The organism is Streptomyces sp. NBC_01216, from assembly GCF_035994945.1.
In the GTDB taxonomy this organism is placed as follows: Bacteria; Actinomycetota; Actinomycetes; order Streptomycetales; family Streptomycetaceae; genus Streptomyces.
In genome coordinates this window covers 2,397,282-2,412,855 of the sequence record NZ_CP108677.1, presented here as the reverse complement: position 1 = coordinate 2,412,855, position 15,574 = coordinate 2,397,282, and the positions used below count along the sequence as shown (strand labels likewise).

The window sequence follows — 15,574 nt, the reverse complement described above, 5'->3', positions numbered from 1 at the left end:
CCCTGTCAGCGGTCGGGTACGTCACTTCTGCGTTCGCCGCCCGCGGGAAGCGGGCCCCGGTGCCCGTCCAGGCGCTCCTCCAGCTCCTTCGTGAGGTCCTGCAGCTCGGAGCGGATCCAGTCGCGGGTCGCCACCTCACCGAGCCCCATCCGCAGCGCGGCGACCTCACGGGTCAGGTACTCGGTGTCCGCGATCGACCGCTCGTTCTGCTTCCGGTCCTGTTCGAGGTTGACGCGGTCCCGGTCGTCCTGCCGGTTCTGGGCGAGGAGGATCAGCGGCGCCGCGTACGAGGCCTGGAGCGAGAGCACGAGGGTCAGGAAGATGAACGGGTACTCGTCGAAGCGCAGCGCGGGCGGCGCGAAGACGTTCCACAGCACCCAGACGATGATCGTCAGCGTCATCCAGACGAGGAAACGACCGGTTCCCAGGAAGCGGGCGATCCGCTCCGACAGTCTGCCGAATGCCTCAGGGTCGTACTCGGGGAGGAGCCTGGCTCGCCGTTCACGCGGGACGTCGAGCCGGATGCGGGCGGCGGACCGCTCGCGCTCCTGCGCGCGCTCAGCCGGCATCCGGCGCCCCCTCCACGTGGAACTCGGTCTCGCGCCAGTCCTCCGGCAGCAGGTGGTCCAGCACGTCGTCCACGGTCACCGCGCCGAGCAGCGAGCCGCTCTCGTCGACCACGGGAGCGGCGACCATGTTGTACGCGGCGAGGTAGCTGGTGACGGCCGGCAGGGGGGTGTCCGGCGCGAGCGGCGGCAGATCGCTGTCCACCAGCGAGCTGACCAGGGTGAACGGCGGGTCGCGCAGCAGCCGTTGGAAGTGCACCGTGCCCAGGTACTTGCCGGTCGGCGTCTCGTCCGGAGGGCGGCACACGTACACCTGCGCCGCCAGCGCGGGGGAGAGGTCCTGCTGGCGGACCCGGGCCAGCGCGTCCGCGACCGTGGCGTCGGGCCGCAGCACGATCGGCTCGGTGGTCATCAGACCGCCCGCGGTCCGCTCCTCGTACGACATCAGCCGCCGGACGTCGGCGGCGTCGTCGGGCTGCATCAGGGTGAGGAGGCGCTCCTTGTCCTCCTCGGGCAGCTCCGAGAGCAGGTCGGCGGCGTCGTCCGGGTCCATCGCCTCCAGGACGTCGGCCGCCCGCTCCTCCTTCAGCTTTCCGAGGATCTCGATCCGGTCGTCCTCCGGCAGCTCCTCCAGGACGTCCGCGAGCCGGTCGTCGTCGAGGGCGGCGGCGACCTCCGACCGCCGCTTGGGGGAGAGGTGGTGCAGCACGTTCGCCAGGTCGGCCGGGCGCAGCCGTTCGAAGGTGGCGACCAGACTCTCGGCGCCCTGCCCGTGCTCCTCCAGGGAGAACCCCGTCACCGCGGACCACTCGACGGTCAGCGCCTCGCCCTTGCGGCGCAGCGCGCCTCCCTTGCCGCGCCGCACGAAGACCTTGTCGATCTCCCAGTCGCGGCGGGCCGGCAGCTGCTGGATCGCCACGTCGAGGACGGTGACCTCCTCGCTCTGCCCGTCCTGCCCCACCAGCCGCACCCGGCGGTCGAGGAGTTCGCCGAGGACCAGCCGCTCGGTGGGCCGCTGCTCGAAGCGGCGCATGTTGACCACGCCCGTGGTGATGACCTGTCCGGACTCGACCCCGGTGACCCGCGTCATCGGCAGGAAGATCCGGCGGCGGCTGAGCATGATCTCGACGACCATCCCGAGCAGCCGCGGCGGACGGCCTCCCACCCGGAGCATGGCGACGAGATCGCCGACCCGGCCGACCTGGTCGCCGTTGGGGTCGAAGACGGGGACTCCGGCGAGATGCGAGACGAAGATCCGGGAGGCGCCTGCCGCCATGCCACGCGCCTCCTCGGTGCCGCTCGATACGGGTCATTGCTGAGGTATGCCGGGTTCAGGCTAGCCCGTGCCCTTGCGTGCCGCTTCGACAGAGCGCCCGTACGGCTGCCTGTCGGGGGCCACGGCCGCCCCGGGTACGCTGCGAGCTGCCGTCCCCCCACCGACGAGGCCGCCCCCACCGGCCCGAAGTACACGAGAGGCAGCGCAGGTGACCGTTCCTTCTCCGGCATCGCGTATCCGCAGGGTCGTCCTGCCCGTGGCACTCTGCGCCGGGCTCGCGGCCGGGCTCACCGGCTGTGCCTCGGACCCGGACGAGGGGACGAACGGGGTCGGCAAGCTGTCTGCCACCGCCATCGAGGAGGAGGCCCGGTCGGCGGCGGACGCGGCCCAGGCGGTCCGGCTGGCGGGCACGCTCGTCAGCAAGGACGGCACGTACAAGCTGAACATGCGGCTCAAGGAGAACGGCGCGAGCGGCTCGGTCGTGACGAAGAACAGCACCTTCGAGCTGCTCCGGATCGACGACACGCTCTATCTCAAGGCCGACGCGGGTTTCTGGTCGCACGAGGACGAGGGTTCCGGGAAGCAGGGCGAGGCGGATGCCGACACCGCTGCCGCCGACACCCTCGACGACATGTACGTGAAGGTTCCGCAGGACGACCCCTCGTACAAGCAGCTGCGCGGCTTCACCGAGATGGGTGTGCTCCTCGACGGGCTGACCGGGCTGCACGGCCGGCTCGTCAAGGGGGACCGGGACAAGATCGGCGGCCTGCGCACGGTCAAGGTCAAGGGCGGCGAGGACGGCGAGGGAGGCACCCTGGACGTCTCCCTCGAGGGCACTCCCTTCCCGCTCCGCTTCGCCCGGGGCGGCGGCGGAGGCGTGGTGGTGCTCTCGGAGTGGGACAAGGACTTCCCGCTGGACGCTCCCGCCAAGGGGCAGATCCTGGACTACGGCAAACAGCTGCCCCGCACCTGACGCCGGGGGGCCGGGGCCGCCCGGACCGTCAGCGCTTGCGCCGCTTGAGCAGCAGCCGGGGCAGCGCGGCCGGGACCGGACGCCGGGTGATCGCGTCCGAGGGCCGCGGCACGGCGGCCAGGGACCCTTCCGGCAGCCGTGTCGTCGAGTCGACCGGCTCCAGGCGCAGTACCCGGCACTCCCGCGCCCACCGCTCGGGCACGGCCTCGCCGTCCGGCGCGTTCAGGCGCTTGCCCTTCAGTTCGGCGACCGCCGCCTCCCACCCCGGTGAACCGGCGGCCAGTTCGCGCACGGCGGCCGTCCAGGACAGGATCCTGCCGCCCTTGTCCTTGCTGCGGACGGTCACCTCGGCCGTGCCGCCGTCCGCCAGACCGGGCAGCGGCTGCTCGCCGGGGCCGTCGCCCACCAGGAGCGCGGCGCCGTCGTGCCAGACGTGCCACAGGGCCCGCGCGGCCGGGGCGTCACCCCGGACCCAGACGAGGCCGGACTTCTTGGTGGCCTCCTCGACGAGAGCGGGGTCGAGCTGCGATTCCGTCATGGGCGCAGCCTATTGCTTCGTCTCACCCGCGCTCATGAACGGGTGGCCGATGAGCGCCGCGAGCTCTCCCGCCGTGACCGACACGCCTGACGTTCGCGGCCTCTCTGGACCGCTTGGTCCGCGAGTCCGACGCGGCGCGGACACACCACGCCGGGCGGCGCCGTCGCGGGGCCGACGGGAACCGCGCCTCCCGCAGGGGGGCGAGGACGTCAAAGCCAGCCGTTGCGCTTCAGCGTGCGGTGGATGGTGAAACAGATCGCGGTGATGCCGGCCAGCACCATCGGGTAGCCGTACCTCCAGTGCAGTTCCGGCATGTGCTCGAAGTTCATGCCGTAGACCCCGCAGACCGCCGTGGGGACGGCCACGATCGCCGCCCAGGAGGTGATCTTGCGCATGTCCTCGTTCTGCGCGACCGTCGCCTGCGCGAGGTTGGCCTGGAGGATGGAGTTGAGCAGCTCGTCGAAGCCGACGACCTGCTCCTGTACGCGTGCCAGGTGGTCGGCGACGTCACGGAAGTACTTCTGGATGTCCGGGTCGACCAGCCGCATCGGGCGCTCGCTCAGCAGCTGCATCGGGCGCAGCAGGGGGGTGACCGCCCGCTTGAACTCCAGGACCTCGCGCTTGAGCTGGTAGATCCGGCCGGTGTCGGCGCCCCGCGTCGACCCTTTGGCGGGCGGGGAGAAGACGTCGATCTCGATCTGGTCGATGTCGAGTTCGACGGCGTCGGCGACCGCGATGTACCCGTCGACGACGTGGTCGGCGATGGCGTGCAGGACCGACGAGGGGCCCTTGCCCAGCAGCTCCGGCTCGCCCTGGAGGCGGTGGCGGAGGTTGCGTAGCGAGCCCTGACCGCCGTGCCGGACGGTGATCACGAAGTCCGGCCCGGTGAAGCACATCACCTCGCCGGTCTCCACGACCTCGCTGGTCGCGGTGAGTTCGGCGTGCTCGCCGTAGTGGATCGTCTTGAAGACGGTGAACAGGGTGTCGTCGTAGCGCTCCAGCTTGGGCCGCTGGTGGGCGTGGACGGCATCCTCGACGGCCAGCGGGTGGAGCCCGAACTCGGCCGCGATACCGGCGAATTCGGCCTCGGTCGGCTCGTGCAGCCCGATCCAGGCGAAGCCGCCGTTCCGGCGTACCTCCTGCATGGCGCCGCGCGGGGTCAGGCAGTGGCGGTCGTCCACCCGGCCGCCGTCGCGGTACACGGCGCAGTCGACGACGGCGCTGGACGCGGAGGGGTCACGGGTGGGGTCGTACGCGGTGTAGACGGTGGCGGTCTTGCGCAGACCGGAGCGCAGGGTGGGGCGGACCGCGGCGCGCAGGTCACGGATCATCGACATTCGGCATGCTCCTTCACGGAGAGCCGTCGGCGAGACGTGGCACAGCCCGGAATGGGGACGTGACGGACCTGACGTCCTACGTCCGCAAAGCGGGCGGCACCGCGGGATCGCGGTGACGGCGTTCGCTACAGACAGGCAAAGGCGAGATGCTCTTCCGTCGTGCGAGCTGCCGGGTGACGGGGACGGGAGGGTTCCTCAGGTCACCGGAGAAAGCGCGCCGGGCCGGGGCGCGGGGCGGAAGAGCGGTTGGTACTGCCCGACCGACTTCGATCCACGCAGCCCCACCTCCTCCAGCCGGTCCCCCGTGGGGGATGACGAGTGATCGGGAAGCCCGACCAGCGGCCAAGACTATCAGCCGACTGAGGGTCAATCCCTTACTTTGCCCGTTCCATACGCGCTTTATGCTCACTGCATGGGAGAAGTTCTTGCTCTGGTCGAAGCCCGCTTGCGTACGGCGCTCGGTGAACCGGACGCGCGCGCGGCGGTGACCTTTCTCGGTACGGATCGGATCGAGGTCCTCCGCTTCGTCGACGGGGATGTGGTCCGCTACGCCACGCTCGGCATGGCGGCGCTGCCGATGGCCGACCCGACGGCCGCGCTCGCGGACCCCGTGAAGGGCCCGCGCGCGGAACTCGTGCTGTCGGTGCGCGGTGGGCTCGCCGACACCGACAAGGTACTGCGCCCGCTCGCGGTGCTCGCCTCGACGCCGCAGGTCGAGGGTGTCGTGGTGGCGGCCGGTGCCTCGCTGGACGTCGGTGAACCCCTGTGGCCCGGAGCCCCGTTCACCTCGGTGCTGGTCGCGGAGCCGGGCGGGCTGGTGGAGGACCTGGAACTGGACGCGCCGATGGACCCGGTCCGCTTCCTGCCGCTGCTGCCGATGACGCCCAACGAGGCGGCCTGGAAGCGGGTGCACGGCGCCCAGGCGCTGGAGGAGCGCTGGCTGGCCGCGGGCACGGACCTGCGCGATCCCCGGCGAGGGTCCGTTCCGCTGGCCTGAGGTCACCTGACAGGCGCCGAGCGCCGACGCTCGGCGCTTCGCCGGTCTCAGCTCGCGAAGGCCGAGAACTCGTCCTCCGTGGCGTGCCGCGGTGCCGACACCGCCGCCTCGTGGGTGAGCGAGGCCCGTCGTGTCCAGACGACGGCCGCGCCGAGGACGGCCGCGCCGCCGGCGACCACGAACGGCATGTGGACGTCGCTCCACTCCTCGATCCTCGGCGCGAGGAACGGGGCCGCCGCCGCGGCGAACCAGCGGACGAAGTTGTAGCCCGCGCTCGCCACCGGGCGGGGAGCGTCGGAGACGCCGAGCGCCAGTTCCGTGAAGACCGTGTTGCTGACGCCGATGAACGCGCCCGACAGAACCGTGCAGACGGTCGCCGTGGCGTGGTCGCCGTAGCCGAGTACGACGACGTCGGCCGCGAGCAGGACCAGTGAGCCGCCCAGTACCCTCAGCGAGCCGAAGCGGCGCTGGAGCCGCGGGGCGACCAGGACGGAGAAGACGGCGAGCAGCACGCCCCAGGCGAAGAAGACCGCGCCGGACCCGTACGGGGTCATGTTCAGCGCGAACGGCGTGAACGCGAGCACCGTGAAGAACGCGTAGTTGTAGAAGAACGCGGCGGCCGCGGCGGAGGCGAGCCCGCCGTGCCCCAGCGCCCTGACCGGATCGAGCAGCGAGGTCCTGCGCGCGGGTTTCGGCTGTTCCCTCAGGAAGACCGCGATGCACAGGAAGCCGATCGCCATCAGCGCGGCCGTGCCGAAGAAGGGGTAGCGCCAGTTCGCGTCGCCGAGGACCGCGCCGAGCAGCGGCCCGCACGCCATGCCGAGTCCGAGCGCGGACTCGTAGAGCAGGATCGCCGCCGCGCTGCCGCCGGCCGCCGCGCCGACGATCACGGCCAGGGACGTCGAGACGAAGAGCGCGTTGCCCAGCCCCCAGCCCGCGCGGAAGCCGACCAGCCGGGCGACGGAGCCGGAGGTGCCGGCGAGTCCGGCGAAGACCACGACGAGGGCGAGGCCGGCGAGCAGCGTCCGGCGCCCGCCGATGCGGCTGGAGACGAAGCCGGTGACCAGCATCGCGACGGCCGTGATCAGGAAGTAGGAGGTGAAGAGCAGGGAGACCTGGCTGGGGGTGGCCCGCAGCCCCTGGGCGATGGACGGCAGGATCGGGTCGACCAGGCCGATGCCCATGAAGGCGACCACGGAGGCGCCGGCCGTGGCCCAGACCGCCGGGGGCTGGCGCAGGAGGCCGCCGACGTGGCTCGTGCCCGTGTCGAAGGGGTCGTCTCTTTCCACGGATGTCCCTCTCTCCGAGTCCGCGTCGCGTCGCGGTGTCCGACAGGGTGATTGCGCGATACACAGAGTAAGTTAGGCGGACTAATGAATTCAAGATGCATCTAACGTTCCGGGTGAATCGGCCGGGCCGGACGGGTGATCGTCCTTGACGCGAGCCCGCGGGGGTAGGACCGTTGGGCACTATGAGGGGCGAACCCAGTTGCCCGAAGTGTGGTGGCCGGGTCAGGGCGCCCGGACTCTTTGCCGACTCCTGGCAGTGCGATGTGCACGGCTCGGTGCACCCGCTGCAACCCGTGATCCCGCCCAGTGTCGAAGCCCTCGGTGTCGTCGTGCACCGCTCCCAGGTGCCGGTGTGGATGCCGTGGCCGCTGCCCGTGGGCTGGCTGTTCACCGGAGTCGCCTACGCCGGAGACGACCGCAGCGGCGGGCGTGCCACGGCCGTCGCCTGTTCGGGGCCCGGACCACTCGGCGGCATCGGTGAACTGCTGCTGATCGCCGAGGAGCTCGGGGTCGGCCTCGGCGCGCGGTACGCCGGGATCGACGGGCCCGACCCCGGAGCCGGCATGGCCATCGACAAACCGGCGCAGACCAAGGTCCTCGCCGCCGGCCGGCCCGCCCCGCTCTGGCATGTCAACGGCACGCCGCACGACCGCGCAGTCTTCGCGGGCGAGGCGCGCGGGCTGTGGCTCTGGGCGATCGTCTGGCCGGAGCAGTCCGGCCTGCTGATGTACGACGAACTGGTCCTGACCGACCTCCGCGACGCCGGCTCGGAGGTGGAACTGCTGCCCTGCGGGGCGCTGACGCCACGTCTGCTCGCCTAGGGCTTTCCCGCCCGTTCGGGCGCCCGGCGCCGCCTGGCCGCGCGAGGGCCCGGCGCTCCGGTCCGCCGGTGTGCGTGACCGGGACCCGGTGTTCGATGCGCCCGTTATGCTGGAGCGGCCCCTCTGTCCGCCCCGAGCCCTTGGAGTACCGCGTCGTGCGCATCGATCTGCACACCCACTCCACGGCGTCGGACGGTACGGACACCCCCGCCGAGCTGGTCCGCAACGCCGCCGCGGCCGGGCTCGACGTGGTCGCGCTGACCGACCACGACACCACCCGTGGGTACGCCGAGGCGGTCGCCGCACTGCCCGAGGGGCTGACCCTGGTCACCGGGGCCGAACTCTCCTGCCGGATCGACGGGGTCGGTCTGCACATGCTGGCGTACCTCTTCGACCCCGAGGAGCCCGGGCTCGCCGCCGAGCGTGAGCTGGTCCGGGACGACCGGGTGCCCCGGGCGCAGGCGATGGTCGGCAAGCTCCGGGAACTGGGCGTGCCCGTCACCTGGGAGCAGGTCGCCCGCATCGCCGGGGACGGCTCGGTCGGCCGCCCGCACATCGCCGAGGCCCTCGTCGAACTCGGCGTCGTCCCGGACGTGTCCGGCGCCTTCACACCGCAGTGGCTCGCCGACGGCGGTCGCGCGTACGTGGAGAAGCACGAACTGGACCCGTTCGACGCGATCCGCCTGGTCAAGGCGGCCGGCGGCGTCACGGTCTTCGCGCACCCGCTCGCCGTCAAGCGCGGCGAGGTCCTGCCCGAGGCCGCCATCGCCCGGCTCGCCGCGGCCGGCCTCGACGGGATCGAGGTCGACCACATGGACCACGACGACGCCACGCGCGCCCGTCTGCGAGGTCTCGCCCGGGAGCTGGGGCTGCTGGCCACCGGCTCCAGCGACTATCACGGCAGCCGCAAGACCTGCCGGCTCGGCGAGTACACCACCGACCCCGAGATCTACGGCGAGATCACCCGCCGCGCGGCCGGGGCCTTCCCGGTTCCGGGCGCCGGGGGACGCGCCTGATCCGCCACCCCCTGTAGGGGCGCATCGACGGGTCGGCCCACTCCGGGCCCGCCCGTCCGGTTCTCCTGCCGGCGTCAGCTCACGCCCGCCCGTCCGCGCGAGGGCTCCGCCGCGCCGTGCCGCCCCGCGTCCGCTGTCACCCCCACACCCCTCGTACCTCCCGACTCGCAAGGCTCACCGTGTTCGACGTCGCCGTCTTCGGCTCGCTCTTTCTGACCCTTTTTGTGATCATGGATCCCCCCGGGATCACCCCGATCTTCCTCGCCCTCACCTCCGGCCGTCCCGCCAAGGTCCAGCGCCGCATGGCCTGGCAGGCCGTCGCCGTCGCCTTCGGCGTGATCACCGTCTTCGGCATCCTCGGGCAGCAGATCCTCGCCTATCTCCACGTGTCCGTTCCCGCACTGATGATCGCGGGTGGCCTGCTGCTGCTCCTGATCGCGCTCGACCTGCTCACCGGCAAGACCGACGAACCCCAGCAGACCAAGGACGTCAACGTCGCGCTCGTCCCGCTCGGCATGCCGCTGCTCGCCGGGCCCGGCGCCATCGTCTCCGTGATCCTCGCCGTGCAGCACGCCGACGGTGTCGGCGCACAGGTCTCCGTCTGGGCCGCCATCGCCGCCATGCACGTCGTGCTCTGGCTGACGATGCGGTACTCGCTGCTGATCATCCGCGTCATCAAGGACGGTGGCGTCGTCCTGGTGACCCGCCTCGCGGGCATGATGCTCTCGGCCATCGCCGTCCAGCAGATCATCAACGGCGTCACCCAGGTGATCCAGGGGTCCTGAGCCCCCGCCCCGCCTCTGCTCGGCCCCGCCCGGACGTCGCCGAGCCGCCCGGACGCCACTGCGCCCCCGTATGGATTCCGTCTCGACGGAGTCCATGCGGGGGCGCGGTGCGTGGGTGAGTGCCCAGCGGCCTCACGGACCTACGGCGTCACGACGCCGTGGTGTCGGCCGGGCGGATCCAGATGCGCTGGCCGATCGAAGCGGCCTGCTGCACGATCCGGTTGACGGAGGCGGCGTCCACGACGGTGCGGTCGACGGGCGTGCCGTCGATGTCGTCAAGTCGCAGGATTTCGAAGCGCACGGGCTTCTCCCTTCGTCTGAGTTGATCCTCCTGGTGGAGAACTGCGTTACAAGGGGTCCAACGAGATGCACCCTGCAAACATTCCCTACGCTAAGGAAATTTTTCGAATGCCTAACTACTGGCTGGTACGGGACGTTGGCGGGAGGGACGGGACCAGCGGAGAATGAGGCCCGTATGAACGACGCAGAGAACCCTCACACGCCGTCCGGCGACCCGGTCCGCGCACTCTCAGCCCGCCTGGAGCGCACCAATGAACTCCTGCAGCGGATGCTGGCCGAAGTGGCCAAGACCCCTTCCACCCATGCCATCTTCGTCGACGCGGGTTACGTCTATGCTGCGGCCGGGTTGCTGGTGGCGGGCACCGAGGACCGGCGCTCCTTCGACCTCGACGCCGAGGGCCTGATCGAGGCGTTCATCGACAAGGCCCGCACGATCTTCGCGGACAGCCGCCTGCTCCGCGTGTACTGGTACGACGGTGCCCGACGCCGCATCCACACCCCGGAACAGCAGTCCATCGCCGAGCTGCCGGACGTCAAGGTGCGGCTCGGCAACCTCAACGCCAACAACCAGCAGAAGGGCGTCGACTCCCTCATCCGCTCCGACCTGGAGTCGCTCGCCCGCCACCGCGCCATCAGCGACGCCGCCCTCGTCGGAGGCGACGAGGACCTGGTCTCCGCCGTCGAGGCGGCCCAGGGCTACGGCGCCCGCGTCCACCTCTGGGGCATCGAGGCCGCCGAGGGACGCAACCAGGCCGAACCCCTGCTGTGGGAGGTCGACAGCCAGCGCACCTTCGACCTCGACTTCTGGCGCCCCTACGTCACCCGGCGGCCCGTCACCACCTACGAGAACGAGGGTGAGCCGCCCCCGTCACGCGACGAGGTCCGCTTCGTCGGTGCGCAGATCGCCGCCACCTGGCTCGCCGAACGGGGCCGGGACTCGCTCGCCGAGCTGCTGCCGGGACAGCCGTACCTGCCGGGCCCGGTCGACCAGGACCTGCTCATCGAGGCGGAGAAACTGCTGAGCCGCTCCCTGCGCGGGCACGCGTCACTGCGCCGGGCACTGCGCGACGGCTTCTGGCAGCACCTCCAGGCCCAGTACTGATCCGCGGCCCGGGATGCCGTCGGCCGCCGCGCCGGGGGCCGACCCCACGCCCGCGGCGCGCTACGGCCCCTCCCCGGGCACGGCGGGACAGCGATCCCAGAAGGACGTCAGGCGGGCCGCCAGCTCCTGTGGGTGCGAGACGTTGGGGGAGTGGCCCGCGCCCCGCACCACCGTGTGGTGGGCGCCCGTACGCCGCGCCGCGGAGGCGAGCTCGGCCACCGGCCAGACCGTCTCCTCGTCGCCGTAGGCGATGTGCAACGGCACCGCGAGACGCGCGAGTTGGGGCGTCCCGTCGGGGTCGCGGTTCAGCAGCCGCCCGGTCGACGAGAGCTGGGCGACCTTCGTACGCATCCAGCGCCGCCGTAGGAAGCTCACGATCTCCGGAGGATCGCCCGCGCCCGGCTCCTCGCCACGACTGTCCAGCCGGCGCGTCGCCCGCCAGACCCGCTCCTTGGGCAGCAGCGCCAGCGCCGCCCGCAACGCCCGTACCCGGACGCGCTGCGACCGGGCCACCCGGCCGGGCCCCGACGACAGCAAGGTCAGCGAACGGAACGCCTCCGGCGCCAGCCAGGCGGCGGCGCGTGCCACCAGACCGCCGAAGGAGTGCCCGAGCAGATGGACCGGACCGTCCTCCAGCGCCACCGCCTGCGCGACGGCGTCGAGCGCCAGCGCCCGCCGGGTGTACGCGGCCCGGTGCCGTGGCCCGTGGCTCTCGTGCTGCCCGCGTCCGTCGATCGCCACCGCCCGGTACCCGGCGCCGCTCAACGGCCCGAGGAGCGCCAGGAAGTCCTCCTTGCTGCCGGTGAAGCCCGGCAGCAACAGCGCGGTGCCGCGCACCGTCCCCTCCGGGACGGTGTCCAGGACGGCGAACTCACCGCGCGCGGTGCGCAGCCGATAGGCACGGGTGCGGGGTGGCAGGACCAGGGACCGGGGCTTGCTCATGGGGCGAGCGTAGCCGCAGGCCGGAGCGGTGCCGGCCGGTGGCCACGACGACGAAGCGGCCCGCTCCCGGAACGGGAACGGGCCGCTTGCCTACGCGGTACCGCGGGCGTCAGCTCTCCGGCTGCGCCGCCGCGGCCTTCTTCGTCGTGCGGCGGCGCGGGGCCTTGGGGGCCTCGGCCGGCTCGGCCGTCGCGACGGTGTCCGCCGCGACGGTCTTCTTGGCCGCCCGACGACGCGGGGCGGCCTTCGGCTCCGAGGCGTCGGGCGCCTCGGTGACGGTCTTCCTGGCCGTGCGGCGGCGCGGGGCCTTGGGTGCGTCTTCGACGGTCACCGGCGCTTCGACGGTCTCGGCCGTGTCGGTGGTGGCCGGGGTTTCGGCGGTGACGGTCTTCCTGGCCGTGCGGCGGCGCGGGGCCTTGGGTGCGTCTTCGACGGCCACCGGCGCTTCGACGGTCTCGGCCGTGTCGGTGGTGGCCGGGGTTTCGGCGGTGACGGTCTTCCTGGCCGTGCGGCGGCGCGGGACCTTGGGTGCGTCTTCGACGGCCACCGGCGCTTCGACGGTCTCGGCCGTGTCGGTGGTGGCCGGGGTTTCGGCGGTGACGGTCTTCCTGGCCGTGCGGCGGCGCGGGACCTTGGGTGCGTCCTCGACGGCCACCGGCGCTTCGACGGTCACCGAGGACGCCGCCGCGGCAGCAGCCGCGGTCTCCGGGGTCTGGAAGGTCACCATCTCCGCCTCCGGGCGGACGATACGGGGACGGCGGCGACGCGGAGCCCGCGGGGCGTCCTCGTCCGCGACCGTCTCCACCGGCGCGGTCTGCGCGACCGGCGCGGGCGCCGACTGCGTGGCGGCGGGTACGGACACCGGTGCGGAGGGGGAAGCGCCCGAGCGGGTACGGCGACGGCGACGCGGCGTGCGCGTCTCCACCGGCTGCTCCTGAGCCGCCGGCGCGGCAGCGGGGGCGCCCGTGGCCGCGGTCTCGTCGACCGTGCTCCCGCCCCGTGTGCGCCGCCGCTGGCGCGGGGTACGTGTCCGGGCCGGCTCCTCGACGGCCGGGGCGGCCGTCTTCCTGCCGCGACGCCCGCCGGGCTCGCCCAGGTCCTCCAGGTCCTCCGCGCCCAGACCCGCGCGGGTCCGCTCGGCTCGCGGCAGGACACCCTTGGTACCGGACGGGATGTCCAGTTCCTCGAAGAGGTGCGAGGACGTGGAGTAGGTCTCGACCGGGTCGTGGAAGTCCAGGCCGAGCGCCTTGTTGATCAGCTGCCAACGCGGGATGTCGTCCCAGTCGACCAGCGTGACCGCGATGCCCTTCGCGCCCGCGCGGCCGGTGCGGCCCACACGGTGGAGGAAGGTCTTCTCGTCCTCCGGCGACTGGTAGTTGATGACGTGCGTGACACCCTCGACGTCGATGCCGCGCGCGGCGACGTCGGTGCAGACGAGGACGTCCACCTTGCCGTTACGGAAGGCGCGCAGTGCCTGTTCCCGGGCGCCCTGGCCCAGGTCGCCGTGGACGGCGCCGGACGCGAAGCCGCGGCGCTCCAGCTGCTCGGCGATGTCGGCCGCCGTGCGCTTGGTCCGGCAGAAGATCATCGCCAGCCCGCGGCCGTTGGCCTGGAGGATTCGCGAGACCAGCTCCGGCTTGTCCATGGAGTGGGCGCGGTAGACGCGCTGCGTGATGTTGGCGACGGTCGCGCCCTCGTCGTCCGGCGAGGTGGCGCGGATGTGCGTGGGCTGCGACATGTAGCGGCGGGCCAGACCGATGACGGCGCCCGGCATGGTCGCCGAGAACAGCATCGTCTGTCGCTTCGCCGGAAGCATGTTGATGATCTTCTCGACGTCGGGCAGGAAGCCCAGGTCGAGCATCTCGTCCGCCTCGTCGAGCACCAGGGCCTTGACGTGGGAGAGGTCGAGCTTCCGCTGACCGGCCAGGTCGAGCAGGCGGCCCGGGGTGCCGACGACGACGTCGACGCCCTTCCTCAGTGCCTCGACCTGGGGCTCGTACGCGCGGCCGCCGTAGATGGCGAGCACGCGGACGTTGCGCACCTTGCCGGCGGTCAGCAGGTCATTGGTGACCTGGGTGCACAGCTCACGGGTGGGGACGACGACCAGCGCCTGCGGCGTGTTCGTGACCTGCTCGGGCCTGGCCCGGCCTGCCTCGACGTCCGCGGGGACGATGACGCGCTCCAGGAGCGGCAGCCCGAAACCGAGCGTCTTGCCGGTGCCGGTCTTCGCCTGGCCGATGACGTCGGTGCCCGAGAGGGCGACCGGCAGGGTCATCTCCTGGATGGGAAAGGGGTTCACGATGCCGACGGCTTCGAGCGCCTCGGCCGTCTCGGGAAGAATTCCGAGCTCTCGGAAAGTCGTAGTCAGGGTGCTGCCTCTTCTGTGAGACGCGGCACGAGGCGAACGAAGGGGGTCGTACCGGGCCGGGTCACTTCCGGCCGGATCGAGATCCCGGACCGTGGAGATCCCGGATCGCAACGATCACAGCCGGGTGGCGCGGGACCACTGCCGTCGCTCGAGCGTCATGCCGCTGAGGGACCCTCCCGCGGGTGCGCGGGGAGGGCTGTCAGGTCGGAGCCGATCGGGCCACCGACCGGGCATCCTCATTCATGAGATGGCCCACCGGGTACGTCCGAACGTACGAAAGCATGTCCGCATACTCGGCAGGCGCATTACCACTGTACCCCGGAATCGCGCATGTGTGTTGGGGAAAAACGCGATGAGTGCACGGTCACACTGACTGACCAGGGCCTTACGCGGTCCGGAGGGCGGGCTATTGTGCGCTTCATGGAGACGCCTGACAACGCCACGGACGCCGTGAACGGCACCGAGAACACCGCCGCGGAACCCACCGGGATCGCCGCCCAGGACTGGGCCACGGCGTCCGCCGTGCCGCAGTACCGCGCCGCGGTCGTCGATCTGCTCGGCGCGCTGGCCTACGGCGAACTGGCCGCCTTCGAGCGCCTCGCCGAGGACGCCAAGCTCGCCCCGAGCCTCGGGGACAAGGCCGAACTGGCGAAGATGGCCTCCGCCGAGTTCCACCACTTCGAGCAGCTCAGGGACCGCCTCGCCGCGGTGGACGCCGAGCCCACCAGCGCGATGGAGCCCTTCGCCAAGGCGCTCGACGACTTCCACCGCCAGACCGCCCCGTCGGACTGGCTGGAGGGCCTGGTCAAGGCGTACGTCGGCGACTCGATCGCGAGTGACTTCTACCGGGAGGTCGCGGCCCGACTGGACACGGACACGCGCCGTCTCGTCCTGTCGGTGCTCGACGACACCGGCCACGGGAACTTCGCGGTGGAGAAGGTCCGCGCCGCGATCGACGCCGACCCGCGGGTCGGCGGGCGGCTCGCACTGTGGGCACGCCGGCTGATGGGCGAGGCGCTCTCCCAGGCCCAGCGCGTGGTGGCCGAGCGGGACGCGCTGTCGACGATGCTGGTCGGCGGGGTCGACGGCATGGCCGCGGGATTCGACCTGGCCGAGGTCGGCCGGATGTTCTCGCGGATCACCGAGGCTCACACCAAGCGGATGGCCGCGCTGGGACTGGCGGCCTGATCACCCGGCCCGCCGGACCCTTGTCCCGGACCCGGACTGGAGCCGTCGTGGCGGCCGGGGCGCGCGGGGGGCCGAG

15 protein-coding genes are annotated in these 15,574 nt (G+C 72.0%); 7 read left to right on the top strand and 8 right to left on the bottom strand.

Features of this window, described 5'->3' with window-relative positions:
* Positions 1-5: 5 nt before the first annotated feature.
* Together OG393_RS10130 and OG393_RS10125 are read right to left on the bottom strand one after the other, a co-directional pair.
* Positions 6-569: a DUF1003 domain-containing protein gene (locus OG393_RS10130; RefSeq protein WP_327374323.1), complete on the bottom strand. Its 564-nt coding sequence runs from the start codon at positions 567-569 to the stop codon at positions 6-8.
* Positions 559-1,842, bottom strand: a complete 1,284-nt coding sequence (locus OG393_RS10125; RefSeq protein WP_327374322.1) for a magnesium transporter MgtE N-terminal domain-containing protein — start codon at positions 1,840-1,842, stop codon at positions 559-561. Before OG393_RS10125 ends, OG393_RS10130 begins: the two co-directional genes overlap by 11 nt.
* 208 nt (positions 1,843-2,050) lie before the next feature.
* Here OG393_RS10125 and OG393_RS10120 point away from each other — a divergent pair, with 208 nt between their 5' ends.
* Positions 2,051-2,815 (top strand): hypothetical protein, encoded by a 765-nt coding sequence (locus OG393_RS10120; protein ID WP_327374321.1) that lies wholly within the window; start codon positions 2,051-2,053, stop codon positions 2,813-2,815.
* A 28-nt stretch (positions 2,816-2,843) separates the two neighbouring features.
* On the opposite strand, the gene OG393_RS10115 is transcribed toward OG393_RS10120, so the two are convergent.
* The gene (locus OG393_RS10115; RefSeq protein ID WP_327374320.1) at positions 2,844-3,353 is read right to left on the bottom strand and encodes a hypothetical protein; all 510 of its coding nucleotides are present in this window, start codon (positions 3,351-3,353) and stop codon (positions 2,844-2,846) included.
* 209 nt (positions 3,354-3,562) lie between these two features.
* Positions 3,563-4,690, bottom strand: coding sequence for a magnesium and cobalt transport protein CorA (locus OG393_RS10110; RefSeq protein WP_327374318.1), 1,128 nt, complete (start codon positions 4,688-4,690; stop codon positions 3,563-3,565).
* 412 nt (positions 4,691-5,102) lie between these two features.
* Here OG393_RS10110 and OG393_RS10105 point away from each other — a divergent pair, with 412 nt between their 5' ends.
* Positions 5,103-5,687, top strand: a complete 585-nt coding sequence (locus OG393_RS10105) for a suppressor of fused domain protein (RefSeq protein ID WP_327374317.1) — start codon at positions 5,103-5,105, stop codon at positions 5,685-5,687.
* Positions 5,688-5,734: 47 nt separating this feature from the next.
* On the opposite strand, the gene OG393_RS10100 is transcribed toward OG393_RS10105, so the two are convergent.
* Positions 5,735-6,976, bottom strand: coding sequence for an MFS transporter (locus tag OG393_RS10100; protein WP_327374316.1), 1,242 nt, complete (start codon positions 6,974-6,976; stop codon positions 5,735-5,737).
* 182 nt (positions 6,977-7,158) lie between these two features.
* On the opposite strand from OG393_RS10100, the gene OG393_RS10095 reads away from it, so the two are divergent.
* From OG393_RS10095 to OG393_RS10085, 3 genes are all read left to right on the top strand, one after another.
* Complete coding sequence (locus tag OG393_RS10095) at positions 7,159-7,797, top strand: DUF6758 family protein (RefSeq protein WP_327374315.1); 639 nt, start codon at positions 7,159-7,161, stop codon at positions 7,795-7,797.
* A 155-nt stretch (positions 7,798-7,952) separates the two neighbouring features.
* A complete protein-coding gene (locus OG393_RS10090) occupies positions 7,953-8,813 on the top strand; it encodes a PHP domain-containing protein (RefSeq protein ID WP_327374314.1) in 861 nt (286 codons plus the stop codon).
* Between the two features lie 179 nt (positions 8,814-8,992).
* Entirely contained in the window at positions 8,993-9,598 is a 606-nt protein-coding gene (locus OG393_RS10085) for a MarC family protein (protein WP_327374313.1), read from the top strand.
* A 148-nt stretch (positions 9,599-9,746) separates the two neighbouring features.
* Here OG393_RS10085 and OG393_RS10080 read toward each other — a convergent pair whose 3' ends face one another.
* Positions 9,747-9,899, bottom strand: coding sequence for a hypothetical protein (locus OG393_RS10080; protein ID WP_318103221.1), 153 nt, complete (start codon positions 9,897-9,899; stop codon positions 9,747-9,749).
* 174 nt (positions 9,900-10,073) lie between these two features.
* Between OG393_RS10080 and OG393_RS10075 the strand changes: the two genes are divergently transcribed.
* Positions 10,074-11,000, top strand: a complete 927-nt coding sequence (locus tag OG393_RS10075) for an NYN domain-containing protein (protein ID WP_327374312.1) — start codon at positions 10,074-10,076, stop codon at positions 10,998-11,000.
* A 60-nt stretch (positions 11,001-11,060) separates the two neighbouring features.
* Here OG393_RS10075 and OG393_RS10070 read toward each other — a convergent pair whose 3' ends face one another.
* Both OG393_RS10070 and OG393_RS10065 read right to left on the bottom strand, forming a co-directional pair.
* The gene (locus OG393_RS10070) at positions 11,061-11,942 is read right to left on the bottom strand and encodes an alpha/beta fold hydrolase (RefSeq protein ID WP_327374311.1); all 882 of its coding nucleotides are present in this window, start codon (positions 11,940-11,942) and stop codon (positions 11,061-11,063) included.
* A 109-nt stretch (positions 11,943-12,051) separates the two neighbouring features.
* A complete protein-coding gene (locus OG393_RS10065; RefSeq protein ID WP_327378378.1) occupies positions 12,052-14,217 on the bottom strand; it encodes a DEAD/DEAH box helicase in 2,166 nt (721 codons plus the stop codon).
* A gap of 513 nt (positions 14,218-14,730) precedes the next feature.
* Here OG393_RS10065 and OG393_RS10060 point away from each other — a divergent pair.
* The gene (locus tag OG393_RS10060; RefSeq protein WP_327374310.1) at positions 14,731-15,498 is read left to right on the top strand and encodes a ferritin-like fold-containing protein; all 768 of its coding nucleotides are present in this window, start codon (positions 14,731-14,733) and stop codon (positions 15,496-15,498) included.
* The last annotated feature ends 76 nt before the right edge of the window (positions 15,499-15,574 follow it).